The following is a 17513-nucleotide window of genomic DNA, read 5'->3' as shown; positions in this document are numbered from 1 at the left end:
ATTGTCGGGTTTTTTATGATTATTATCAATGAAACAAGGAATACCCGAAATAATTAAACTTTTTAAGTTTGCCTCCAAAGGCTTAATCTTCTCACAACAATATCAAGTGAGGGATTTTCCAAGGATTAGTAAATTAACAAGCAAGCAAGATTCGGCAGTTGATGTTGAACTTAGTTTTGCACTTGAAGGTAGAATTCCTTGTGTTAAAGGTAAGGTTAAATTGGATTTGGCACTCACTTGCCAGCGTTGCTTAGATGAAGTTAATGTTCATTTAGAGCCTAAATTCAAGTTGGCATTTTTACATAACGAACAACAAGGCGAAGGTTTAAGTGAAAGCTTTGAGACAATTCTAAACAGTGAAGAAGAATTTTCAACCATAGAATTTATAACGGATGAAGTGTTAATATCTGTGCCGATGACACCCATGCATGAGCATGAATGCGTATCGTATCAAGATGACACGCCGTTAATAGAAGAAAAAAGGAAAAGCCCTTTTGCAATATTAAAACAGTTAAAAACCAAGGAGTAAGAAAATGGCCGTACAAAAAAGTAGAAAAACCCCATCAAAGAGAGGCATGCGTCGTTCGCATAATGCACTAACTAGCCCAGCTTTATCTGAAGATCAAGAAACCGGTGAAACACATTTACGCCACCATATTACGGCCGATGGCTATTACCGTGGTAAAAAAATCATCAATAAAGACATTCCAGAAGTAGAAGCTTAATTCCTAATGGCAATCAAGGTATCTATTGATGCCTCAGGGGGGGATTGCGGAATACCCGTAACTGTTGTAGCAGGTATTAAAGCCTTGAGTGTGTTTTCAGATTTACATTTAGTTTTTGTCGGTGATATTAATAATATCCAAGCAGAATTAGATAAAAATAGCGACGCTCAAAAATTTACAGACCGTTTCAGCATCACGCACGCCAGTGAAACGGTCGCAATGAATGAATCCCCTTCCATTGCGCTACGCAAAAAGAAAGACTCTTCTATGCGTGTTGCTATTAATCTCGTTAAAGAAGGGACTGTAGATGCCTGCGTGAGCGCAGGTAATACTGGTGCGCTAATGGCAATTTCTCGTTTCGTTCTTAAAACCATTAAAGGCATTGACCGCCCTGCAATTATGGGTCGTATGCCAACCATGAATGGACATACGCACATGTTGGATTTAGGTGCGAATGTAGATTCTAAGCCCGAAGCTTTGCTTGAATTTGCCGTCATGGGCTCTATTGCGGTTAAATATACTGACAACATAACCTCGCCAACCATTGGACTACTTAATATTGGCGAAGAAGAGATGAAAGGCAACGAAAATATCAAGAAAACTTCAGAATTACTCAAAGCATCCAATCTTAATTACACTGGCTTTGTCGAAGGGGACGATATTTACAAAGGTACGGTTGATCTGGTAGTTTGCGATGGCTTTGAAGGTAATGTTGCCCTAAAAGCCAGTGAAGGTGTTGCATCAATGATGGGTCACTATCTTAAAAAATCCTTTAACAAAAATATTTTTACCAAAATTATTGCACTCGTTGCCACCCCAGTTTTAAAAGATTTTAAAGCCAGTCTTGACCCTGGAAAATACAATGGTGCCAGTCTTTTAGGTTTGCGAGGTATTGTCATTAAAAGCCATGGAGGTGCAGGTGTAGATTCATTTTTTCAAGCCATTAAAGAAGCTTATTTAGAGGTTAACGCCAAAATCATTAAAAAAATAGAATCCCAGGTGGCGTTAGAATTGGAAGCGACAAAATCATGAGTAAATTTGCACGCATTATTGGCACAGGCTCTTATCTGCCACCCAAAGTGGTAACCAATGACGATTTATCTAAAACCATCGACACCACAAATGAATGGATTACCACACGCACTGGGATTCAAGAAAGGCGTATTGTTGAAAATGAAAGCACTTGTGATTTAGCCGAAATTGCTGCCAAAAATGCACTTGAAATGGCAGGCATTAATGCCAACGAGTTAGATTTAATTATTTTAGCCACAACCACGCCTGATAAAATATTCCCAGCAACGGCAACCATGCTACAAAATGCACTGGGCGCTAACTGCCCTGCTTTTGATTTACAATCTGTTTGTGCGGGCTTTATCTTTGCCTTGACCACTGCAGAACAGTATATTAAAACCGGTGCTGCCAGTAAAGTTTTGGTTGTTGGTAGTGAAACCTTATCCCGTATTGTTAACTGGAAGGACCGCAGTACCGCTGTTTTATTCGGCGATGGTGCGGGCGCTGTTGTACTTGAAGGTAGCAAAGAAACAGGCATCTTACACTCAAAACTCTTTAGTGATGGTAGTTACCTTTCATCTCTGCAAGTTAGCAACGAGCGTATTAATGAGGTTGGATTTATTGAAATGGCAGGCAATGAAGTTTTTAAAATTGCTGTCAATCGCCTATCTACTTTAGCAGAAAATACACTTAAAGCATGTAATATGACCTCAGAACAACTGGACTGGATGGTGCCACATCAGGCAAATATTCGTATTATTTCAGCAGTTGCTAAGCGTATCAAAATGCCAATGAATAAAGTCATTGTCACCCTGCCCAAACATGGCAACACCTCCGCTGCTTCCATTCCATTGGCATTAGATATAGCAGTGCGTGATGGTCGCATTCAAAAAGGTCATAACCTACTCTTAGAAGGTATTGGCGGCGGTTTTAGTTGGGGTAGTGTTCTGCTTAAGTTCTAAACTTAGAACGCCCTACTCTGTAATCTTTTTGTTAACGCTTGTAATTTCGTAGTATCCACGCTCAATTCACCGAGGCTAGAAAATGCTTGCTGGTATAAACTTTCATATTCAGCCTTTGACTCACTCAAGCCCAGTAAAGACGGATAAGTAGGCTTGTTTTTATCAATATCGGAATGTTGCTTTTTACCTAAAACTTCTTCGGGGGTAAGTACATCTAAAACATCATCTTGGATTTGATAAGCCAGACCAATATGCTCAGAGAATTGATTGAGAATTTGCGCATCCTCATTACTACATCCAGACACCAGCACACCTAATTGCACAGAGCAACTAAGTAAGGCACCAGTCTTCTTTCTGTGCATATTTTTTAAAGTTTCAATACCAATGGTTTTTGACGCTACACCAAGGTCAATTGACTGCCCTTCTGCCATTTCAAAAGCAGCGTGTGTTAATGCCTGTAAGGTATTAATTCTTGTCTTCGTAGGCAACAATTGATCGCTTGCCAGTACTTCAAAAGCCAAGGCTTGCAATCCGTCGCCCGTTAAGATTGCCTGCGCTTCACCAAATTTTTTGTGACAAGCGGGCTGATTATGACGAATATCATCATCATCCATTGCAGGCAAATCATCATGAATCAAAGAATAAGCATGAATGAGCTCTACAGCGCAAGCACTGGAATCTGCCAAATCAAGGCTGGTTCCAAAAGTATTGGCAACGGTATAAGTCAGAATTGGTCGAAAACGCTTTCCACCCGACAATACACTATAACGCATCGCTTCGGTTAGGCTGCCTTGATTGGATAAATATCTGTCTAAATGTTGATTAACGCGTTCGGTGTAGTTCATTATTCGCCTAAAGGTTTCTCAGATTGATAACCATCATCGGCACTTAAAACAGCAATTTTTTGCTCTGCTTCGCTGAGCGCAGTTTGACATTGACGCGTTAGTTTAACGCCGTCCTCAAAGTATTTTAATGAATCCTCTAAACTCAAATCACCTTCTTCCATGGTTTGTACAATGCTTTCTAATTTTTCCAAACCTTTATTAAAATCAAATTTTTTTGTCATTATCTTTCTCCACCGCCACCGGCTTTATTAAGTATTTTATCCATCCATCTTGTTGGTAATATTCTAATCAAAAATGCAAATAATTTCGTTGGAAAAGTTACTCGATAATGAATTTTTGGATTTTTTGCACTGAGTGCATGTAGGCAACATTTTAGCACTGCTTCCGTAGGTAATGTAAAGTCTGCTAATTCTTTTGAACGCAATCGTACAATCATCTTCTTATAATTCATGTGATAATCACTATTTTCCATATCTACATTTTTACTGAATGCTTTATAGGCGTTGATTCTAAAGTCAGATTCAATCGGTCCAGGCTGAATGAGTGATAATTGTATATTGGTATGCGACAACTCTAATCTAAGCGTATTTACCAAACCTTCAATTGCAAATTTTGACGCATTATAAGAACCACGAAATGGCATTGCCACAAAGCCCAATATTGAGCTCAAATAAACAATACGACCTTCGTTCCTCTGCTTCATTTTTGGCAAAACCAAATTGGTCAATTCGTGCCAGCCAAACACATTGGTTTGAAATTGCGCTTCAAGCGCCTGACGAGAAATATCTTCTAGCGCCCCCACTTGTCCGTATGCACCATTGTGAATTAAACCATAAAGCGTGTTTGTTTGCTTAAAAATAGCCTCAATAGCAGACTTAATAGACTCTGATGAGCTTAAATCAAGTTGATAAGCATCGAAACCTTGGTCTTTAAGTGTTACCACATCTTGTGCTTTCCTAGCGGTGGCAAATACTTGATAACCTACCTGCCTTAACCCTTGTGCAACACATAAACCGATACCACTCGAGCAGCCTGTGATTAAAACCGATTTCATTCTTGCGCTTTGGTCCAAAAATCAACTGCTTTTTTCAATTCAGGGTTGATACTCTGCGAACGCAAAAGCAAAAAATCATACGCCATTCTAAAGCTACGATTGTCCAATAAAGACTGTACTTTTTTAGGCTGTATTTTCTCTAATTTAGATTGCATCATCCATACATCTTTGATTTTAGAAGTAAGGTATCTTGGCATTGATACTTGTTTAATTTGATTGACGATTGCTTCATCACAAGCTTGCAACTGCGCTAAATGGAAAGAGCGTTGCTTTCTTTTAATCAAAGCAAAGCGTTCATTTTGTGCCTGCCATAAAAACACCGCGAACAAGAAAGCAGGTGTCACTGGCTTGCCCAATTTAATACGCTCAGAAGTATTATTACAGGCTTTCTTAATAAAATCATTTTTATGCGTTTGCTTAAACAAATATTTAAGTAAACCATATTCTTCTAACTGCTCATACACCGCAAATGAATATTCATTTTGGAACAATTTAATACACTCTTCATACAAACGAGCCGAAGAAATATTGCCCAATAAATGCGCTTGTTTAAAGATGGCTGTTTTAATTTCTTCGCTCATTTCTGAGCCCAGTTTTTCAGCAAAACGAATGGCACGAATCATTCTCACTGGATCTTCTGCAAAGCGTTTTTTGGCATTGCCAATCATATGAATTTCACCAGCTGCAATATCTTTTAAACCGCCGACATAGTCAATCACTTCTTTTTTCTGAAGATCGTAATATAAAGCATTAATGTTAAAATCCCGACGCATCACATCGTCCTCTATTCTGCCATAATGATTATCACGCACAATTACACCATTCTTAGCAGTTTGCACTTTACCAGAACGAAAGGTTGCCACTTCAAGAAAATCACGGGCACTGAATAATACATGCACCAAACGAAAGCGTCTACCAATAAGACGAGAACGCTTAAATAGTTTATTAACTTGCTCGGGTTTTGCATTGGTGGCAATATCAAAGTCTTTTGGCTTCAAATCGAGCAATAAGTCCCTAACGCAGCCGCCAACTAGATAGACTTCATAACCAGCTTTGTGAATAATACTAACAACTTTAATGGCATTTTTATCTATCAGATTTTTATCAAACTCAATAAATTGACGGACAGGTTCTCCGGTGGCAGGTTTTTCGCCTTTTGTGAACATGCGTTTGAAGAAGTTTTTCAAATTACAGGCTGACAATAGGCTTGGGTACCCAACCTGCTTGCTGATGTTCAGCAATGACCGTAGTATAAACACCGCCACGCACATTGAAAATCGCTTTAAGGCGCATAAAGCGTGGGTTAGTGGCTGCTACTAAATCTGCTAAGATTTGATTGGTTACCGCCTCATGAAATGCACCTTCATCACGAAACGACCAAATGTACATCTTCAAAGATTTAAGTTCAACGCACGCCTTATCCGCAATATATTCTAAGTGCAGTGTCGCAAAATCAGGCTGCCCTGTTTTTGGGCAAAGACAGGTAAATTCTGGCATATCAATTTGAATGACATAATCACGCTCAGGATTTGGATTGTCAAAAACTTCTAAAACTTTACAAGGTTGGGTCGACATCGGTTTAATTCCTTTAAAAAATGTGTTTTTATTTTACACGCTTGAGGAAAAATCTTGACACTGTTCTGAATTTTTCATGTCTATAGCCATACAAAAGAATAATAATAACAAACATCAGAAAATGCACCCACCATAATCCAATCCACGCAGCCACCTCACCGCGCTCTAGTGTAGATTTAGCCACCATTAAAGCATTGTTATACAAAATAAAGATAGCAATACCAAATAATAGACCTAAGTTTTTTCCACCTCTAGGGGAGGCCTTTCCCAATAACACACCCAAAAATGACAAAATGAAAACACTCAGTGCCTGTGAAATACGCCATTGAAATTCTGCAGCGTCCTTGGGTTTACTGGAAAAAAGCAAATCCATCGTACTTTGCGATTCGACTCGTGTGAATTTAGGTGTATTGTTTTGTTTTTCACCATCGACAATCTGCAGATCATACAAATCAAAATTCAGAATACGCTTATTAAGATCGTCAGGGAATCCGTGATAACGCGTACCCTCCTTTAAATGCAAGTAAACACTTTGAGTATTTAGGTTGGTGTATTTTTGCGCTTCCTTTGCCAAAGTAATAATAGGCTTGTCATTTATTAAAGTATAAATAAACACATCTTTCATTGTCTGTTGTATCTTACCATCTCCCTCTTCAACCTTATTGGCATAAAAAATAATATCATCACCCTTGAATTTTTGAAACTCTTTTTGCTTGATAAAAGCAAATCCCGAAATATTAGCATTACGGTGTGTAATTAAACTTTTTTGTTCTTTAGTCCAAGGCACCACCAATGTAGTCAGCAATAAAATAAAAGTAAATGCCGACAATACCACAGGCTGAATAAACAGCATAAAATGCTTATCGCCAACACCAAATGAATTCATAATAATTGCTTCTGAATCTTTGTACAATTTGCTAATTGCTAAGATGATAGCTAAAAATAAGGATAAGGATAAGATTAAAGGAATATCTCTAATCATATTAAAAGCAATTAATGGAAACAAATCAGCAGTAGCAATACCATATTTCAGGCTTTCTTTTAGCATTAGCACCACTTGATTGCCAAAAATAACCAAACTGATAATCAAAAAAATTGCGCCTAGAAGCACCCACACATTGCGCATAACATACTTTGCAATAATGGTATTAATTAAATAATAAGCCTGCTGAAAGGTAGATATGCTTTTGAGTATCTTCATAAATTTAAGTATAAAGAAATATCAAACAAAAAAAATCTTTATTTTTTCTGCGCCATAGAGGCAAAAAACTCATCGTTGGTTTTGGTTAGTTTTAAACGGTCAATCAAAAATTCTGCCGCCTCTACGGTATCCATCGGGTGTAGGATTTTGCGTAAAATCCACATTTTTTGCAGTTCTTTTTCATCGGTAATCAACTCTTCACGGCGTGTGCCAGACGCATTAATATTAATCGCTGGGAAAATGCGTTTTTCGCTCAAACGACGCTCAAGATGCAGCTCCATGTTACCAGTACCTTTAAACTCTTGATAAATCACCTCGTCCATTTTGGAACCAGTATCCACCAAAGCGGTAGCAATAATGGTGATACTGCCGCCATTCTCAATGTTTCTTGCTGCACCAAAAAAACGCTTAGGTCTTTGTAATGCATTGGCATCCACACCACCTGTTAACACCTTACCCGAAGAGGGTGCAACGGTATTATAAGCACGAGCTAAACGGGTAATGGAGTCTAATAAAATAATCACATCCTTACCCTGTTCTGCACGACGCTTGGCTTTTTCAATGACGATTTCAGCTACTTGCACATGGCGTTTTGCCGACTCGTCAAAGGTAGAGGCGACTACTTCACCGCGCACTGTGCGTGCCATTTCTGTAACCTCTTCAGGGCGCTCGTCAATTAGCAAGACAATTAGCTCGCACTCTGGATTATTACGAGAAATAGAGGTGGCAATGTTTTGCATAATCATGGTTTTACCTGCTTTAGGTGGTGCAACCAGCAACCCTCTTTGTCCTTTACCAAAAGGGGCAATCAAATCAATAATACGAGCAGTGATATCCTCTGTGCCGCCATTACCAATCTCTAAAGTAATACGCTCTTCAGGGTGCAGTGGCGTGAGTGAAGCAAAAGGAATGCGATTTCTAATCTTATCCGGTTCTTCGTCATTCACCTCGTAAACTTTCACTAAGGCAAAATACTTCTCACCCTTCTTTGGCGCACGAATCTTGCCCGCAACCACATCACCTGTTGAAAGATTGAAGCGACGAATTTGATTTGGAGACACATAAATATCATCTGGTCCAGAGACATAAGAATCATCTGCCGACCTTAAAAATCCATAGCCCTCTTGTAAAATATCCAACACACCATCACCAATCACCTCTTCATCATTAGAGGCTTTGCTCTTTAAAATAGAAAAAATAAGGGTTTGTTTTTTAGCCCTAGCAATGTTTTCAATGCCAAGAGATTGTGCTAATTCTAATAATTCTTCAGCCGTCGAGCGTTTTAAGTCAGATAATTTCATATTATTTCCAAATGTAAAAGTTGTAAATGTTAATCGGAATGACCAACATAAGTGTTGCCTATCAATAAATAGGACTTAGAATTAAAAAATTAATTGGTTTGTAAATTTAGAGACCTTTGCATAAATAGGGGCGATCAGTAAAATTCACAATTGCCCAATTGGTGATTTTCTTAAACCTAGTTCTAGCAAGGCTAAGGCAGGGTTTAAATTGTGCCAAGTGGGTGAAAAGTGGATTTTTGATGATTGTTCATATTTTATGCAAAGGTTCTCTTTTAGATATTTGAATCAATGAAAGTGCTTAACTCTGCTTTAGACAATGCGCCCATCTTGGTTGCCTCAACCGCGCCATCTTTAAAAATCAACATCGTTGGGATACCGCGAACACCGTATTTTGGTGGCGTTTGGTCGTTTTCATCAACATTCATCTTAGCAATCACAATCTTGCCATCATACTCATCAGCAATATCATCTAGTGTTGGTGCTAACGCCTTACAAGGTCCACACCAGGGCGCCCAAAAATCAACTAAAACTGCAACTGATGAATTAAGCACATCCGCTTCAAAAGAAGCATCTGTTATTACTTTGATTTTATCGTTCATATTTGTTTGTTTATTTTTTGATTGTTGCTACTAGAAAAAACAATTTGAATTTTTTTTTGGTAAATTATAGCGTCATTTACAAAAGATTGTTAAGTTATTTATAATTTTTCTTGGAAATACTGTTTTAACTGCGTCTCTTCTGCCTTATTAAGTGGTTTGTTATCGGCATTACTAATAAAGAAAACATCTTCTACTCGTTCACCCATAGTGGAAATGCGCGCATTCATCAAGTGAATATTCAGCTCATAAAAAATATGGGCAATATTAGATAGTAAGCCTTGTTTGTCAATCATGCTAACCTCAACTTTAGTCAAATCCCATTTATTATTATACGAAAATTCAATCTTCATCTTATGGTCAAAGTGGCGATGCGTATATTTCTCAATCATTTTACTAATATCAACGCTGTTTTTGACCCACTGCGTTAACTGCGTTTTTATCACTTGATTAATATTGATATTGTCTAGAATTTCATCTTGTAAAACACTAATTGTATTGTAGGATTTATTGTCCTTACTAGTTAAAATCTTTGCATCAACAATATCCAAGCCTAATTTTTCAATAATACTCACCATCTTAAAAAACAAGCCTTTACTATCCTCGCTATGGACAAAAATATCCACCACATTATGCTCTGACAAACGACTGATAACCTTAACACCTTTGTCACTTTGCCGAGTAAGACACTGAAGATGCCATAAAATATCATCTACTTGATAGCGTAGAAAATAATCTTTTGGCAAGGTATCTAATATTTTTTTCACCTGCACACTATCGTATCCCTGTTGAATGACTGCCCCTATCAATGCTTTCTCTATCTTTTTAACTTGACCATTCAAACTCGGTGGCTTAGGTTTTTCTTGTAATTGTTGCTTGGTTTTATAGAAGAGTTTTTTAAGCAATGAATCCTTCCAATCATTCCACAAATCTGCTTTAGTAGCGCGAATATCTGCTACCGTCAGTAAATACAAAAATTCTAAAAATTCAACGGATTTCACTGTTTTAGCAAATTGATTAATGACCTCAAAATCTTCTAAATCTTGCTTTTGTGCAACTTGCGTCATTAGTAAATGTTGCTCTACTAAACCTGATACTAAAGAGATGTCCTTGGCTTTAAAGCGATGATGTTTGAGGAAATCTTGCGCATCCTTTGCACCTAAAATTGCATGATTTCCACCTCTACCCTTGGCAATGTCATGAAATAAACCTGCTAAAAACAACAGTTCAGGTTTAACAATAGTCGCTGCAATTTCACTACACAACGCAAACTCTTTAGCAAACTCGGTAACAAAAAAACGCCTAAGGTTACGAATGACAAATAAAGTGTGCTGGTCCACCGTATAAGCATGAAATAAATCATACTGCATCAAGCCTGTTATTTTACCAAAAGCAGGGATATAGCGTTCTAATACAGCATAACGATTCATCAGTTTGAGTGCCTTATTAACACCTTTTTTCTGTTGTAATAATTCAATAAATAAACGATTGTTTTGGCGTTTTTTGTAATAATTTTTGTCAATTAAACCAATGTCCTTCTGCATTTGTCTAAGTGTATCTGCACTAATACCAGTAACATAATTATGCTTAGCTACCAATAAGAAAATCTCAATAAATGCAGATGGGTAGCGACTAAAGACCGTACTCTCAGTCATATAAATATACCCATGACTGATGACAAAACGCTTGTTCAAATGCTGGGTATGTAGGACGCTTTCTTCAAATAATTGTAGCAAAATATCATTGAGGCGCGCCACTTTTGTTGCAGTCTGATAATATTCACGCATGAACTGTTCAACTGCCATCGAGTCACCATCAGCATAACCCAATACCTTTGCCACCCCGCGCTGATACTGAAATGCCACTCTGTCTTCACGACGCTTGGCAATCACATGCAAGGCAAAACGCACCTTCCACAAAAATGACTGCGCCTCAATGAGTAAATTATATTCATCCTGCGTCAAATACTCTTTATCTACTAAATCAGAGAGTAAATCCACATCAAAATACCACTTTGCCACCCACGCTACCGTTTGAATATCACGCAGGCCACCAGGGCTTTCTTTTAAATTTGGCTCTAAGTTATAAGCGCTATTAGAATAATTCAAATGGCGATTATGCTGTTCTTTTTGCTTACCGACAAAAAACGATTGAGAAGACCAATCACTGGATTTAATCATCGCCTTCATTCTCATAAATAAGGATTCTTTACCCGTCAAAATACGCGATTCGGACAAATTTGTTACCACACTCAAATCGTGTATATTTTTCATACAGTCGGCAATATCACGGGTTGCATGTCCAACTTCAAGTCCAACATCCCATAAAAAAGTTAAAAACTTAGAAAGTTTTTTCTGATGCGTATCGTGTGCACCATTCGGAATTAATATCAATAAATCAATATCTGAATGCAAATGTAACTCACGGCGACCATAACCACCTACTGCAGCTAAACACAATTGCCCACTAACTTCAAAGGCTTGCCAAATATCACACAACAAGATATCCACCTCATCACTGCGCCTTTGCACTAAGGCATCTACGGAATTAGGGTTGTTTAAAAAATCCACCACCAACGAGGCTTGCAACGCTTGATATCTTGCTTTAAAAGTGGACAGCTCCATTTTACTTTTGTAACACTTTTTTGAGTTTCGGGAAAGCGCCCTTACTCGATTCAGTCAAATGCTGGGTAATCAAGTGTTTAATTGGTGGAAAACGCTCTGCAAAATTAAGTACAAATCGTCTAATGTGTTTGGCCATAGGTGCATCATTGGTAAACAATGCCACGATGCCATTCGTACCATGGAACATCATACGAGTTAAACGAATTTGCTTTTTCTCAAACAGTCTTAACAAAGAGGATGAGCCAATATCTTGCCCCTGCTCTATCGCCTCTTTTACCAATTTCGCCAAAATACTTTGCCCTCTTAAGCCTAAGTTAAAACCATGTGCTGTCACCGGATGCATCCCGACTGCCGCATCCCCTACCAAGGCAAAGCGGTTGGCAATAAAAGTATCTGCATGCACGCCGACTAACGGATAAAAATGACGCTCACCGACTTGCGTTAACTGCCCTAATTCCCCTCTAAAATCTTGTGTCATTTTGGCGTTAAAGTCTTCTTCGCTCATATCAATAATGGATTGAGATTGTTCCGTCTTCACGGTTAAGACGATGGACGATTCATTGCCAATCATTGGCAACAATGCCAAAGTTTGTCCATAATCAAAACATTCTAAAGCGATATTCTGGTGGCTTTTCTCGTGCTTCATCCTGGTGACAATCATCACCTTAGAAAAATCTTTCATCATTGACGGAATACCGACCTTACGACGAATACTTGAAAAACGACTGTCTGCCGCAATCACCAATTTCGCCTCAACTTTGGTGCCATCTGCAAAAATCACCTTGGAATGTGAAGTTTGATAATCCACATCGCTCACCGAAGCATCTGTCATTATTGTGACATTACTCGCTTGTGACACTCGACGATACAAGGCCTGTCTTAGTTGATAATTTGGCACTAAATAGCCCAAAGCTTCAATACCTGATGAGGAACTTTTAAAGTTTAACAATGAAGGAGAGTCGCCGTCAAATACTTTGGCTTCTTTAAGTAAAGACACTTCTTTCTTATCGACCAAGCCCCAAACCCCTAGCGTCTTCAAAATACCTAATGATTGGTGTGTCAACGCAATTTCCCGACCGTCATAAGTCGGTTTAGAAATCGTCTCTAAATTTGATTTTTCTACCACTAGCACTTGAACATTGGTATCTATCATCGAACAGGCAAAACTTAATCCCGCGGGTCCACCACCAATAATGACAATATCGTAGTTAGTTTGCATTTTTCCTTTCTAAAATAATGATATAATGATGCTTATTATAACTACCAAGCACCAATTAATTATGATTTATGTGATTGTTCAATTTAGCTGTATTGCTTACTTTCTCTTTAACGCCCGCTTTGAGGCTTTAAATTCACTGGACTATGGTCTAATTGCCGTTGCCGTTGTCATTGGGATAAGCGCTATGGCAACAATGAAACTCGACAATCTCAATATCGTGCCGAGCCTAAAAGATCAACATCAATTAGTCATAAGTGGCATTTATCGCTGGATTCGTCACCCAATGTATACCAGTGTTTTACTCTTGTCTTATGTATTTGCATCTACCAACGACCATAAAATCGCACAGTTCGCAATGCTAATATTGGTGGTTGATTTGTTTCTAAAGTCCAACTTAGAGGAAAAATTATTACTGCAACGCTTCAGCGCTTATCGAAACTATCGAGAAAAAACTGGGCGCTTTATTCCATTTTTATAATTTTATTCAATGCAGCGTCATAGACAATAAAAAACCACCCCAAAGGGTGGTTTTTTATTGTCTATGTTAAATTGAATTAATCTCTAAGCAATGCTGTTGTTACTTAGTAGCACCTTTAGCCATTGCGTCTGCATAACCTTTAGCATACGCATCTGCTTGTGCCTTAGCGAAACCATCAGCCTGACCTTTGGCATATGCATCCGCTTTACCTGAAGCACTAGCATCAGCAACGCCAGTACCTTTAGCATCGGCAGCACCAGAAGCGTTAGTCTTATTCTTATTCTTAGTGTCAAAATTCATACCGAAGTCAGTATCATTCATCCAGTTATTAGCACCATTAAATGGACCCCAGTTTGAACCGCCATTAAATGGACCAGCGTTTGAACCACCGTTGAAAGGACCCCAGTTGTTACCACCATTAAATGGACCCCAGTTTGAACCTGAATTCATAGGTCCAAAGTTTGAACCTGAATCAAAAGGACCCCAGTTGTTAGAGCCGTTCATTGGACCCCAGTTGTTACCGTTATAGCCGTTATTAAAGAAAGCAGAAGCTGAAGTAGCCGCTACCAAAGCAGTGATTGCAATAATTTTTTTCATTGTATTCTCCCAAATAAATTTAATATATCGTTATTGATACATCTTGTTTGTATTAGGTATCTCTCCTAACACAAGGTAATTGTACACAAATATGTGTAACATAAGTTAACAATACCATATAAAAACCTTGAGACCCTTTGAAAAGGCAACAAAAAAACCTGCTTTCACAGATTTTTTTTGTTTAAAAAATGATAGTCGCGAGTGAATTCGAATCACCGACCCCTCATCACTATATCCGTCAGGGACATGAGCAAACCTACATATACTAATAAATAGGCTTGGAAATTGGTAGTCGCGAGTGAATTCGAATCACCGACCCCTCATCACTATATCCGTCAGGGACATGAGCAAACCTACATATACTAATAAATAGGCTTGGAAATTGGTAGTCGCGAGTGAATTCGAATCACCGACCCCTCATCACTATATCCGTCAGGGACATGAGCAAACCTACATATACTAATAAATAGGCTTGGAAATTGGTAGTCGCGAGTGAATTCGAATCACCGACCCCTCATCACTATATCCGTCAGGGACATGAGCAAACCTACATATACTAATAAATAGGCTTGGAAATTGGTAGTCGCGAGTGAATTCGAATCACCGACCCCTACCATGTCAAGGTAGTGCTCTAACCAACTGAGCTACGCGACTAAAAGACGGTTATTATAAAGGGTTTTAAAAGCAAGTTTTAATAATATCTTGAATATTGCTTGCTGCTTGATAAGGATCCGCTGCATTTTTAATTGGGCGCCCTACTACGATATAATCTGACCCCGATTTAAAAGCGGTAGCCACATCTATTACCCGCTTTTGATCGTCTTCTACTGTATTATTAACAGGGCGAATACCTGGCGTGACTGCAATCAATTTATTGTCTACAAATTCGCGCAAGAATGGCACCTCTAAACCCGATGAAACCACGCCATCGCAACCTGCCTCAAAGGCGCGCTTAGCACGAGAAATTACCAAATCTTGCACATTGCATTTAAAACCTAAATCATCCAAATCCCCCCTATCAAGACTGGTTAATGCGGTCACTGCTAATATTTTAAGGTTGCCTTTGTTTTCAGCAGCTTTTTCCATTAATGCCTGATTGCCGTGAATAGTAGCAAAAGTTGCACCGTACTGACTCAAACGATTAATCGTTCTACCAACGGTCTCAGGCACATCAAAAAACTTTAAGTCCACAAAAACCTTCTTATCCTGTGCAATCAACCAGTCCATTAATGGGAAGAATTGACCTGTCATCAGCATCTCCATGCCGATTTTGTAAAAACTCACGCTGTCATCTAATTGTATTACCAAATCTTTTGCTTGCGCCACTTCTGGAACATCCAATGCAAAAATCAGCCTGTCTTTTAAGTCAATGTCCTTTGTTTTCATCTCGTCTTCCTTTTTAGTTAAAAAATACTCGCACCCGAATAGCCGTTCTCGTTCGCGCGTCGTATCCACTGTTTTGATTTTATTATGTCCTTTTTTGTACCTTTACCCAGTGCAAAAAAAATGCCTAAATTATACTGTGCTTTTGCCTGCTCCTGCTGTGCAGATTTTTGATACCATTCAAAGGCTTGTGATAAATCTTTATCCACACCCGCGCCCAGTTCATACATTAACCCTAATTCGTATTGACTTTGGGCATCACCTTGCTTGGCGAGTTGTATTATTTGTTGACAATTTTTCATTACCCTATATTATATTGTAAAATACATGATTTTACATAATTTGTCTTTGTGGCTCAGCTGGATAGAGCAGCCGCCTCCTAAGCGGCAGGTCAGTGGTTCGAATCCACTCAAGGACACCAATTCAAAGGGGTTAAAATGCATCAAGGTGAATGCCTATGTGGTAAGGTTAAGTTTCAAATCACGCAAAAAATTACAGACATTATAATGTGTCATTGTAGCGAATGTAGACGCGTACAAGGCTCGGCTTTTGCTACTAATGGCAATGTAGAAAGCAAAAACTTTAAGTTTTTAAGTGGCGAAAATAATCTAACCGAATTTAAGGAAAATAACAATAAAAGTCGTTTCTTTTGTTGCTCTTGTGGTGCACCAATTATGGCAAAACTTAAAAATAACCCCGATTACACAAGGGTTAGATTAGGAACAATTACAACCGATATTGATGAAATGATTGAAAAACACATTTTTACTGCATCAAAGGCAAACTGGGATACTATTTGCGATAATATCACGCAACATAAGGAGTGGTAAATGAGTGGTAATAGCATCGGAAAATTGTTCACAGTAACCACAGCTGGCGAGTCGCATGGTGAGGCATTAGTGGGTATTATTGATGGCTGTCCTGCTGGATTAGAACTTTGTGAGGCAGATTTGCAAGGGGATTTAGACTTAAGAAAGCCTGGCACTTCACGCCACACCACGCAACGCCGTGAAGCCGATTTGGTGAAAATTTTATCAGGTACCTTTGAAGGTCAAACGATGGGCACACCAATTGCACTCATCATCCAAAATACCGACCAACGCTCAAAAGATTATAGCGATATTGCCAACACATTCCGCCCAGGTCATGCCGATTACACTTATCAGCAGAAATACGGTGTGCGTGATTATCGTGGTGGGGGTCGCTCTTCGGCGCGTGAAACGGCAATGCGCGTCGCCTGTGGTGGTATTGCTAAAAAGTATTTAAAGCAAGAATTTGACATTGAAATCAAGGGTTATCTTGCACAACTAGGTCCGATTAAAGTAGAAACTTTAGACTGGAATGAAGTACACAATAACCCATTCTTTTGCCCAGACGCCAGTAAAATCACTGAATTAGAAAACTATATGGACAACCTTAGAAAAGCGGGCAATTCTATTGGTGCACGCATAAACATTGTTGCCACCAATATGCCTGTAGGACTTGGCGAGCCAATTTTTGACCGCCTAGAAGCCGATATTGCACATTCAATGATGAGCATTAATGCTGTTAAAGGTGTGGAAATCGGTGCAGGCTTTGATTCTATCACGCAAAAAGGCAGTGAACATCGTGACAAAATCAGTGCAGACGGTTTTGAATCGAATAATGCAGGTGGTACGCTTGGTGGCATCAGCTCTGGACAAGATTTGCTCATTTCTATCGCACTCAAACCAACTTCAAGCCTGCGTCTGCCAATTGACAGTATCAATAAAGACGGCAAGACCGCGGAAGTCATCACCACTGGTCGCCACGACCCGTGCGTGGGTATTCGTGCCACCCCAATCGCAGAAGCGATGCTGGCAATTACGCTGATGGACCATGTATTGCGTCATCGTGGACAAAATGCAAATGTTAAATCACCGACACCGATTGTTCCAGCTAAAAAATAACCTTTAATTCATTA

General features: G+C 38.9%; 19 protein-coding genes, 2 tRNA genes and 1 pseudogene. 8 read left to right on the top strand and 14 right to left on the bottom strand.

Annotation, left to right across the window (positions count from 1 at the left end):
• Positions 1 to 28: 28 nt before the first annotated feature.
• The 4 genes from BSEPE_RS03745 to BSEPE_RS03730 are packed head-to-tail and all read left to right on the top strand — an operon-like array spanning position 29 to position 2698.
• Positions 29 to 529: a YceD family protein gene (locus BSEPE_RS03745; RefSeq protein WP_066044277.1), complete on the top strand. Its 501-nt coding sequence runs from the start codon at positions 29 to 31 to the stop codon at positions 527 to 529.
• Between the two features lie 4 nt (positions 530 to 533).
• Positions 534 to 725: a 50S ribosomal protein L32 gene (gene rpmF, locus BSEPE_RS03740; protein ID WP_066044274.1), complete on the top strand. Its 192-nt coding sequence runs from the start codon at positions 534 to 536 to the stop codon at positions 723 to 725.
• Between the two features lie 6 nt (positions 726 to 731).
• A complete protein-coding gene (gene plsX, locus BSEPE_RS03735) occupies positions 732 to 1757 on the top strand; it encodes a phosphate acyltransferase PlsX (protein ID WP_066044273.1) in 1026 nt (341 codons plus the stop codon).
• Positions 1754 to 2698, top strand: a complete 945-nt coding sequence (locus BSEPE_RS03730) for a beta-ketoacyl-ACP synthase III (RefSeq protein ID WP_066044272.1) — start codon at positions 1754 to 1756, stop codon at positions 2696 to 2698. The genes plsX and BSEPE_RS03730 overlap by 4 nt, the downstream gene beginning before the upstream one ends.
• A 2-nt stretch (positions 2699 to 2700) precedes the next feature.
• Here BSEPE_RS03730 and BSEPE_RS03725 read toward each other — a convergent pair whose 3' ends face one another.
• The 10 genes and pseudogenes from BSEPE_RS03725 to ubiM form a co-directional block, all read right to left on the bottom strand.
• On the bottom strand, positions 2701 to 3543 hold the full coding sequence (locus BSEPE_RS03725) for a polyprenyl synthetase family protein (protein ID WP_066044269.1): 843 nt from the start codon (positions 3541 to 3543) through the stop codon (positions 2701 to 2703).
• Complete coding sequence (locus BSEPE_RS03720; RefSeq protein WP_066044266.1) at positions 3543 to 3764, bottom strand: exodeoxyribonuclease VII small subunit; 222 nt, start codon at positions 3762 to 3764, stop codon at positions 3543 to 3545. Before BSEPE_RS03720 ends, BSEPE_RS03725 begins: the two co-directional genes overlap by 1 nt.
• A complete protein-coding gene (locus BSEPE_RS03715) occupies positions 3764 to 4597 on the bottom strand; it encodes an SDR family NAD(P)-dependent oxidoreductase (protein WP_066044264.1) in 834 nt (277 codons plus the stop codon). The genes BSEPE_RS03720 and BSEPE_RS03715 overlap by 1 nt, the downstream gene beginning before the upstream one ends.
• The gene (pcnB, locus tag BSEPE_RS03710) at positions 4594 to 5763 is read right to left on the bottom strand and encodes a polynucleotide adenylyltransferase PcnB (protein ID WP_066046090.1); all 1170 of its coding nucleotides are present in this window, start codon (positions 5761 to 5763) and stop codon (positions 4594 to 4596) included. Before pcnB ends, BSEPE_RS03715 begins: the two co-directional genes overlap by 4 nt.
• A 22-nt stretch (positions 5764 to 5785) precedes the next feature.
• The gene (queF, locus tag BSEPE_RS03705; RefSeq protein ID WP_066044263.1) at positions 5786 to 6172 is read right to left on the bottom strand and encodes a preQ(1) synthase; all 387 of its coding nucleotides are present in this window, start codon (positions 6170 to 6172) and stop codon (positions 5786 to 5788) included.
• Between the two features lie 28 nt (positions 6173 to 6200).
• On the bottom strand, positions 6201 to 7373 hold the full coding sequence (gene lptF / locus BSEPE_RS03700; protein ID WP_066044261.1) for an LPS export ABC transporter permease LptF: 1173 nt from the start codon (positions 7371 to 7373) through the stop codon (positions 6201 to 6203).
• A 38-nt stretch (positions 7374 to 7411) separates the two neighbouring features.
• Positions 7412 to 8674, bottom strand: a complete 1263-nt coding sequence (gene rho / locus BSEPE_RS03695) for a transcription termination factor Rho (protein ID WP_066044259.1) — start codon at positions 8672 to 8674, stop codon at positions 7412 to 7414.
• A 272-nt stretch (positions 8675 to 8946) separates the two neighbouring features.
• Positions 8947 to 9282 (bottom strand): annotated as a pseudogene (trxA, locus tag BSEPE_RS03690) (thioredoxin TrxA); the annotation flags it as partial.
• Positions 9283 to 9371: 89 nt separating this feature from the next.
• Positions 9372 to 11894 (bottom strand): [protein-PII] uridylyltransferase, encoded by a 2523-nt coding sequence (gene glnD, locus BSEPE_RS03685; protein ID WP_066044254.1) that lies wholly within the window; start codon positions 11892 to 11894, stop codon positions 9372 to 9374.
• A gap of 1 nt (position 11895) precedes the next feature.
• Entirely contained in the window at positions 11896 to 13113 is a 1218-nt protein-coding gene (gene ubiM / locus BSEPE_RS03680) for a 5-demethoxyubiquinol-8 5-hydroxylase UbiM (protein ID WP_066044250.1), read from the bottom strand.
• 25 nt (positions 13114 to 13138) lie between these two features.
• On the opposite strand from ubiM, the gene BSEPE_RS03675 reads away from it, so the two are divergent.
• Complete coding sequence (locus BSEPE_RS03675; protein WP_083502970.1) at positions 13139 to 13591, top strand: methyltransferase family protein; 453 nt, start codon at positions 13139 to 13141, stop codon at positions 13589 to 13591.
• A 99-nt stretch (positions 13592 to 13690) separates the two neighbouring features.
• Here BSEPE_RS03675 and BSEPE_RS03670 read toward each other — a convergent pair whose 3' ends face one another.
• The 4 genes from BSEPE_RS03670 to BSEPE_RS03655 form a co-directional block, all read right to left on the bottom strand.
• Positions 13691 to 14188 carry a hypothetical protein gene (locus tag BSEPE_RS03670; RefSeq protein ID WP_066044246.1) on the bottom strand — a complete coding sequence of 166 codons (498 nt, stop codon included), beginning with the start codon at positions 14186 to 14188 and terminating at the stop codon, positions 13691 to 13693.
• A 577-nt stretch (positions 14189 to 14765) separates the two neighbouring features.
• A tRNA-Val gene (locus tag BSEPE_RS03665) sits at positions 14766 to 14842 on the bottom strand.
• Positions 14843 to 14866: 24 nt separating this feature from the next.
• Entirely contained in the window at positions 14867 to 15574 is a 708-nt protein-coding gene (pyrF, locus tag BSEPE_RS03660) for an orotidine-5'-phosphate decarboxylase (protein ID WP_066044244.1), read from the bottom strand.
• 17 nt (positions 15575 to 15591) lie between these two features.
• Positions 15592 to 15873, bottom strand: coding sequence for a tetratricopeptide repeat protein (locus BSEPE_RS03655; protein WP_066044242.1), 282 nt, complete (start codon positions 15871 to 15873; stop codon positions 15592 to 15594).
• 42 nt (positions 15874 to 15915) lie between these two features.
• Here BSEPE_RS03655 and BSEPE_RS03650 point away from each other — a divergent pair.
• From BSEPE_RS03650 to aroC, 3 genes are all read left to right on the top strand, one after another.
• A tRNA-Arg gene (locus BSEPE_RS03650) sits at positions 15916 to 15992 on the top strand.
• Between the two features lie 16 nt (positions 15993 to 16008).
• Positions 16009 to 16401, top strand: coding sequence for a GFA family protein (locus tag BSEPE_RS03645; RefSeq protein WP_066044240.1), 393 nt, complete (start codon positions 16009 to 16011; stop codon positions 16399 to 16401).
• Positions 16402 to 17499 (top strand): chorismate synthase, encoded by a 1098-nt coding sequence (aroC, locus tag BSEPE_RS03640; protein ID WP_066044236.1) that lies wholly within the window; start codon positions 16402 to 16404, stop codon positions 17497 to 17499.
• Positions 17500 to 17513: the final 14 nt, after the last annotated feature.

This window comes from endosymbiont of Bathymodiolus septemdierum str. Myojin knoll, assembly GCF_001547755.1.
GTDB lineage: Bacteria > Pseudomonadota > Gammaproteobacteria > PS1 > Pseudothioglobaceae > Thiodubiliella.
This window is presented reverse-complemented; position numbering and strand designations above follow the sequence as displayed.